This is a genomic window from Algibacter pacificus (genome assembly GCF_008033385.1).
Classification (GTDB): Bacteria; Bacteroidota; Bacteroidia; order Flavobacteriales; family Flavobacteriaceae; genus Algibacter; species Algibacter pacificus.
On the sequence record NZ_VOGY01000021.1, the window covers coordinates 1 to 6,536 of the forward strand.

The following is a 6,536-nucleotide window of genomic DNA, read 5'->3' on the forward strand; positions in this document are numbered from 1 at the left end:
ATAGCCCGAGTAGAAAGTAATCATGGACGCTATATGAAAGGAAAACGGCAAAGTACCGTAGAACCTGTCTTTGGCACACTTACCCAATTTATGGGGTTAAGAAAGGTAAATACCATTGGAATTAAGCAAGCTAATAAATGCATGCAGCTCTCCGCTATTGCTTACAACCTCAAAAAGTATATGAAATTTATAGAAAAACGCTCTAAAAGTGGTGCAGGAGTGCTTGCGCTTTATTTTAGTCTCAAAAACACCTTTTATAAAGCTATTTATAGCTTTTTAAGACCTTATAAATCACCTGAAATTTTAAGTGTATAAAAATAGAAACCGTCTCTAAAGACGGTTTTTAATTATAGTTATACTATTTATTACGGGCTTGTGCAACGGTTACCGGTGTTGGCTACCGTTTTTTTTAATAACTAGAATCAAACTTTTGATCAATAGCTTTTAAAATAGTTTCTTTGGTTTGTATTTTAATAGTTTCAACCATTTTAAAAAGTGCTTCTATTGTTTTTGCTTCATAAAGAAAATGCCTGTCTTCAAGTTGTTCAAAAATATCTTTAATACCATAAGATCCCCTTAATGAAAATGCATCTGTATCACCATATAAACTAATTGTAAACCATTCTTTTAAATAATGCTCGGTTTTCCATAGTTTTGTGTTTTTCCAATGAAAACTCCAAAAACCATTGGGCTCATAAGTTTTAAGTGTGAATTCTTTTTCTGGTTTTAGGTGTTCTAACTCTACAAGAACAGCTTCCATCTTATTTGTAATTGCCGAAATGAGTTTATGTTTATCAACTTCTAATGCTGTTTCAGATTTTTTGTTTCTAAACTGTTTACTATTTAGTAGTTGCTTTGCTTTGTTTTTAACACCTTTAGTAGCGCCGTTTTGCGATAATTTTTCTACATCAGCATAAGAAACAGCTTCATGGTCTAATAGTAACTCCTGAAGTTTTTTATTGTTAGATGCCATTATTTTAGCTACAACCTCTTCCGTTAAACCTTTGGTTAATAATTCTTGCCTTATAGATTCATTAGGTTCGTCTACAACACCAGGTTGTAGCAAAATGCGTGAATCTGTATAAGGTTTTAAATAAAGCAGTAAATGATTTAGCTTATCGACTAGTTCTAATCGGTTTTTAGTAGAAAATTCTACCTCTGGCTCTTCCCAAACACCTTCATAGTCTAGCGTATTTGTTTTACTATTGAACTTTGGCAACAAACATATAACCTTTAGTTGGTATGCACCATTAATGTCGCCTTCTGGTCGCCATGATACATCAATCGCTTTTAATCGTGTGTGTGAAGTTATAAGTAATAAAGAACTACCTGTAAACTCGTGTATGGTATCTTCTGTTGGATTTGTTTCAGTTAACAAATTCCAATCAACTGACCAGCCTGATGGTATTTTTAAGGGTTGAAGATTCATAATAAATCAATACCAGATTATTTTTAGATAAGTAAATCTAAGGTTAGTTTTGTTCTACAATTCGTTCAATGTTTGCATTTGTTAAATTTTGATTCGGGTTAAGTTCTATTTTGCTAACTTTATAAGTGTTGTTACAGCATAGTAATTCGTAATAGTGATATTCTTTAGTGGCTTTAGGCCATATGCTCGCCTTTAGTTTTTTGCCGTTACTAAGATAGATGTAAAATGATGTATATTTAGGCTCAAACATATCTTTATGGTTTTCACTATTAAAGGGTGAAGAGCCATACTTGTAAATTTTTCCGTTATACTTGTAAGATACTTTCCATAGGTCTGGTATAACATAAATTTTGGTGTCGCCATTAGAAGTTTTTTCAAACTTGATATGAATACTAATATCATCTAAAACATATCCGTTTGGAGTAGATGCTTCAGCATGTGCAATTTCGAAAATTTGTTCTTGTGCTTTACTGCTCATGGTAATGGCAATAAATAGAATCATTGTAAATAAAATGTTTTTCTTCATGTTTAAGTTTTTATATTAATAAAAATCAATTATTAGTCTTCAATCCAAATGTCTTGTTTATAATAAGGATATGGCAAATTATCTAGTGTTTTGTGTTTAAATTCTGATTCTTCTTTGCCAGTTAACCAATTTACCCAGCCCCATTTTCCGTCTTTTTTCATAGCCAGTTTTAGTACACCATTTGCATCAAAATTTTTGTAATCTTCATAAGCACAAGGTACTGATAGTTTTGTGTTTTCATTATAACTCCAATAAGACAAATGCATACCTACCTTACCTTTGTTGTAAACTGCTGTGTATTTTGAGTTGTATCCGAAAAAACGAATGCTATCGTATTTTGCAGGTATCAGTGTTGTTAAATCATTTTCACCTAAAGATTGATACATTCCCCATTTTTTAGTGGCTTTATTCCTAGCTTTAAACACACCATCGCTATTACCTTCATCAAAAATAAGTATATCTGCTTTTAATTTTTTCTTTGATTCTTTAAAGGTGTCGATTGCCCAACCTTCTATCCAAACCAAAGGTACATCTTCTGGATTATCAAAAGTTGGATCTACTAAAACTACATCTTCAAACCAATCAACCAATCCCCATTTTTCATTTTGCTTTACAAGCGCATAATACTTATCATCAACTTCCTTCACTTTAATAGCATCATAGATGCAATTTGCTCTTTCTACAGCGTCAGGTATCTCATAAGGGTTTAAAAGGATGCCGTACTTCTTATTATTTTTAACAATAACAAAAGGTTCCATGTCTTTAAACCAGCTTATAGAATCGAATTTGGGCGCAACAACCTCTTCAAAGTTTATTTCAAACTTATCATCTAAAAGAAGTTCCTCAATTTCTTCATCGGAATATTCATAAGCTTCAATATGATAAATGCCCCATTTTTTTGTGGATTTCATTTTCACTTTGGCATAGCTCGGTGTATCTGGAATCCATTCTATCTCTTTTCCTTTGATGTGTTTTAGGATTTGTTTGTCTGATATGTTTTTCTGTGCAATTATAGCAACAGAAAACGATAAGAATATTACTAATAAAGTTACATTTTTTAAGGTACGCTTCATGAAATCAAGTGGTTTATCGTCCTATTAATAATTTATCAATTATCTAAAACCAAAATTATAGGTTGTATATACTTTATAGCCTTGTTTTTTGTAAAATGCAATCCACTTATCTCTTGTAGCGTCTATGGAATTATAACTAGATTCCCAATAATCTGTTTTTGTATAGTAGCAAAACGATTTTTCTAAATTAAAATTGGCTTTTACCTTGTTTTCCCATCGTTCTGCTATTTTGCTACCTTGAATTTTATAATAATGATGAAAGGGTTCGTCTTCTGTAAAGTTATAAGACACTATAGGACTAAAATAAGCCACTTTAATTTTTGTACAGCTTGAACTATTCATATCTGATATTGAATAAGAATACGTGTATTGTTTATCTTGCGCAAAAGCACTAGTAACTAATACTAATGTTAAAATGGTGATGATTTTTTTCATGGTTTTTATGTGTTTTTTTAGTTTAAAATTTGTTTTTTAAGTCAGGTCTAATTTTGTCTATAAATTGTATTTCATGATTGTAAAAGGTATTTAAGTGTTTTAAAGCTTTAAACAAACTAATAGCGCTTTCTTTGTTTAAAAAAGATAGATAATACTGGTCAAACTGGTCTTTTGTTTCTTTACAATCAATGGTCACCGTAAAATATTGATCAATTTGAGAAAGGAGAATCCAATTGATATCATCATAAAAAAACGACTTCTTTCCTTTAAAAGTTCTGTTCCGTTTTCAAAGTTTTTTAGTTCAAAATGTAATTTTTCATTTTTTTTAGTCAAATACCATGTATTTGTGTAAGTTTTATCAGGATTAGAATATGATATTCCATTCTCCTTTGACCCATAAATATTTAACCAGTCAGTAGTTTCTTGTAAGGTAGCGTCTTGTGCTTTTGTAGTATTTGTACTTACCGTAAGTACTAAAAGTAATAATAGGTGTTTCATGGGGTTTGCTTTTTTAAAATTTGTTTTTTAATTCTACTCTATTACTAAACTTGATAGTGCTATCAGGGTAAAATGAGAATAAGTGCTTTAAAGCATTATACAAACTTAATAAACGCTTTTCTTTATTATTATCATTATCAAATGCTACAATAATATTCTTATGGCTAGCTATGTTATCTAAACCTTCCCCATAGTAATATTGTTTAACGCTAATTACAACGGAACCAGAGTATAATTCTATACTCTCAATGTTTTCTAAATAAGTCTTAAATACACCTTTAGGATTATCTTTCCATTCATAGTAGTCGTTATCTTTGTATTCTGTTAACCATCTAATGTCTATTCCTTTATTATCGTCTAGAATAAAATTCCATAATTTTATTCTAGTTCCATTATTAACATTTATATTATCTGTAAGTCCATAACTTTTAAGCCAATCAATAGTTTCTTGTAAGGTAGCGTCTTGTGCTTTTGTAGTATTTATACTTACCGTAAGTACTAAAAGGAATAATAGATGTTTCATGAGGTTTGCTTTTTTAAAATTTGTTTTTCTTCTTCTTTTCTCTTGCTAGATAAGCCAAGTGATTTAAGGCTTTGTATAATCTTTGAACTTTTTCGCTTTTGAAATTATATTTTGCCTCTGGTACTTTTTTATTACAAAACTCATAAGATTCTGCGAAATAATAGCTTAAGTTTAAAAATAAATATGAACTGTTTCTCTTTTTATTATTTTCTAGCACATATTTGTCTGTTGCATGCAGTTTAATTCCACTTTCAGAAATAGACACACTATCAATTTCCAATAATTTCAATTCATAATTCTTTGCATATAAAGCAGAAGAACTATTGTTTCCAAAAATAACAACTCCTTCTTCAGATGTCTTTTTATAAATTTTTGTATCATCAATTGTAAATTGAATTCTCTGACTGATAATATCTTTGCATTTATCCAATGCTATGAAATCATTTGAAAACTGAGGTAGATATTCTTTTAAAAACCCTATAGTTTCTTCCCAAGCGGCATCGTTTTGTTTTTCTTGTGCAAAGGTTAAGGTTAGTGATGTTATACATAGTATAAGTGTTAAGATTGTTTGTTTCATGGGTTTTATTCTTGTATTTGCTCTTGAGTTCAAAATGTTTGCCAACGTGTTTGGCTAGGAAACGTAGCGTTTAGACTAGCAATTACTTTTCAGATTAAAATTACACAAAATAAATAAAACACAGACATTGGGAAAGCACAACCTTAGCTATGTTTTTTAGCCGGTGTTGGCTAAAGTACTTTGTTTGTCAGAATCGTATATAATTTATGATTGATATAATAATTCCCTGTTCCTAGTTTTTGTTTTATTAAAATTCCATCTTTTGCTAACTTATTCAAATAATTTCCAGCAGTTATTCTGGATACACCTAAATCTTTTTCTATAAATTCAATTTTAGTGTATGGATGTTGGAATAAATTATTCAATAAATCTTGACTATAAAATTTATAATTATCTCTTATTAAGTGTTTGTATTCAAACATTAAAACTTGAATTTCTTTAATTGTAGAGATTGTTTGTTTTGATGTTTGCTCTACAGCTTGAATAACATATAATAACCAATTTTCCCAATTCCCAGTTTCTCTAACTTCTTGTAATAGTTCATAATATTTAGCTTTATTTTCTATAATATATCTACTAAGATAGAGTATAGGTAAATCCAATAAATCTTTCATTACAAGATATAGTACATTTATAATTCTACCAGTTCTTCCGTTTCCATCATAGAAAGGATGAATACTTTCAAATTGAAAATGAATGATTGCCATTTTTACAATAGGATCAAAGTCTGACAAACTATCATCGTTAGTAAATTGTTCAAGATTAGTCATTAATTCTTTAATTGTTTCATAATCTTGAGGAGGAGTATAAACAACTTCTCCTGTAGTTGCATTTTTCAAAGCAGTACCAGGAACTTTTCTAAATCCCGCATTATTTTTTTCAAGTTCAGCTTGAATTTCAATAATGTTATTGTTGGTTAATATATTTCTTTTGGAAATTAATGAATAACCAATTTTTAATGCTGAAATGTAATTTTGTACTTCCTTAGCATCTAATGATTTTAAACCGTCAAGATTTAACTCAGCTTTGTAAAGGTCATCGTGTGTTGTAATGATATTTTCAATTTCAGAACTATCCTTAGCTTCTTGAAGTCCTAAAGTATTTATTAAAATATGTTCATTAGGAATACTAGAAACTAAACCTTTTAATTCAGCTAAAGCTCTATGTGCTTCATTAAGTTTCTTTAAAACATTTTTAGTTTCAATATCTTTTGTAAGTGGTAATTTTTCTAGTTTGAAATTATTCATAGTGATAAGAAAATCTATTTTTCTATACAAAGATAATTCTTTTGATAAGAAAATTCACTTTTCTTTACATATAAAAAATGTATGATAAGATTTTTAAAAATTATTTACATTCAATTTTTTCAGTGTGCTACGGTATGTCTTGTCCTGAAATATGGCTACAGGTTAAAAATTGAATTTAGGCTGATAATTTGTATACCATATTAGGTGTTTTATAATCTAAAGATAAGT

At 29.3% G+C, this 6,536-nt stretch carries 9 protein-coding genes; 1 reads left to right on the forward strand and 8 read right to left on the reverse strand.

The genetic code is table 11. The features are described 5' to 3' along the window. On the forward strand, nt 1-315 hold a 315-nt coding region (locus FQU21_RS16910; protein WP_187269411.1), incomplete at its 5' end, for a transposase. 94 nt (nt 316-409) lie between these two features. Here FQU21_RS16910 and FQU21_RS16915 read toward each other — a convergent pair. The 8 genes from FQU21_RS16915 to FQU21_RS16950 form a co-directional block, all read right to left on the reverse strand. Continuing rightward, on the reverse strand, nt 410-1,429 hold the full coding sequence (locus tag FQU21_RS16915) for a hypothetical protein (protein WP_147679192.1): 1,020 nt from the start codon (nt 1,427-1,429) through the stop codon (nt 410-412). Nucleotides 1,430-1,472: 43 nt separating this feature from the next. Further along, on the reverse strand, nt 1,473-1,955 hold the full coding sequence (locus FQU21_RS16920; RefSeq protein WP_147679193.1) for a hypothetical protein: 483 nt from the start codon (nt 1,953-1,955) through the stop codon (nt 1,473-1,475). Between the two features lie 32 nt (nt 1,956-1,987). Continuing rightward, a complete protein-coding gene (locus FQU21_RS16925; protein ID WP_147679194.1) occupies nt 1,988-3,028 on the reverse strand; it encodes a WG repeat-containing protein in 1,041 nt (346 codons plus the stop codon). Between the two features lie 39 nt (nt 3,029-3,067). Further along, the gene (locus tag FQU21_RS16930) at nt 3,068-3,463 is read right to left on the reverse strand and encodes a hypothetical protein (RefSeq protein WP_147679195.1); all 396 of its coding nucleotides are present in this window, start codon (nt 3,461-3,463) and stop codon (nt 3,068-3,070) included. A gap of 192 nt (nt 3,464-3,655) precedes the next feature. After that, complete coding sequence (locus tag FQU21_RS16935; RefSeq protein WP_147679196.1) at nt 3,656-3,961, reverse strand: hypothetical protein; 306 nt, start codon at nt 3,959-3,961, stop codon at nt 3,656-3,658. A gap of 13 nt (nt 3,962-3,974) precedes the next feature. After that, a complete protein-coding gene (locus FQU21_RS16940) occupies nt 3,975-4,484 on the reverse strand; it encodes a hypothetical protein (protein WP_147679197.1) in 510 nt (169 codons plus the stop codon). Nucleotides 4,485-4,497: 13 nt separating this feature from the next. Continuing rightward, nucleotides 4,498-5,061, reverse strand: a complete 564-nt coding sequence (locus FQU21_RS16945; protein WP_147679198.1) for a hypothetical protein — start codon at nt 5,059-5,061, stop codon at nt 4,498-4,500. Nucleotides 5,062-5,231: 170 nt separating this feature from the next. Next, on the reverse strand, nt 5,232-6,308 hold the full coding sequence (locus FQU21_RS16950) for a Fic family protein (RefSeq protein WP_147679199.1): 1,077 nt from the start codon (nt 6,306-6,308) through the stop codon (nt 5,232-5,234). Nucleotides 6,309-6,536: the final 228 nt, after the last annotated feature.